The organism is Teichococcus vastitatis (assembly GCF_003604215.1).
GTDB classification, from domain to species: domain Bacteria; phylum Pseudomonadota; class Alphaproteobacteria; order Acetobacterales; family Acetobacteraceae; genus Pseudoroseomonas; species Pseudoroseomonas vastitatis.
Map to the genome: position 1 here is coordinate 1 of NZ_QXGS01000225.1, position 596 is coordinate 596.

Sequence of the window (596 nt, forward strand, 5' to 3'; positions counted from 1 at the left end):
ACGATCTCAAAAAGGTTCTCCCGCCATCAGCTCCACGATCTAGGACATGGCATTCTAGCATTGGATCGATAGACTGACCTTGTATCGGAAGACTGCTTCGACCACGCCAAACGTTCACCACAAAACCCCTACAATTCAGCCTAGCCAGATACCGTCTGCTGTCTCAGTCCAGGTCTGGATCCTGTTCTCGAGGCTCTCGGAGAAGTTGATCAGCAACTGATCTCGCGTGATGCCGCTGGCCAGACCCTCCATGTGAGCTTGAAAGCCGTCCGTATCCGGCTCACGACTGAGTCCGTTGCGGTAGAGCAGGGTGACGAACTCGGCGTCTGAGGATGCCGCCCCGTAGCGCGTGACGAACTCGGCGGAAGCAATGAAGTTAGCCGCGAGGGTGTTCAGGCCAAACCCGGCATCCAGGGCGCCAATCTGGTGCACCAATCCGGGGAGGTCGGGATCACGGGCAAAGGCGGCTTGGTAGAGACGGTAAGCCTGACCAGCGTTGCCGTCCCTGTCGAGTGCCAGGGTGCCATCGGTGAAGCGGAGCCGCTCGACGTTGAGCACAGAATCGGTGCCATCGCGACCCTCGACCTGGTCGAAGA

Annotated in this window: 1 protein-coding gene; it reads right to left on the bottom strand. The window is 58.9% G+C overall.

Going from position 1 to position 596, the window contains the following annotated elements:
* Nucleotides 1-135: 135 nt before the first annotated feature.
* A partial coding sequence (locus tag D2K64_RS24035) for a DUF4214 domain-containing protein (RefSeq protein ID WP_120010948.1) occupies nt 136-596 on the bottom strand: 461 nt, incomplete at its 5' end.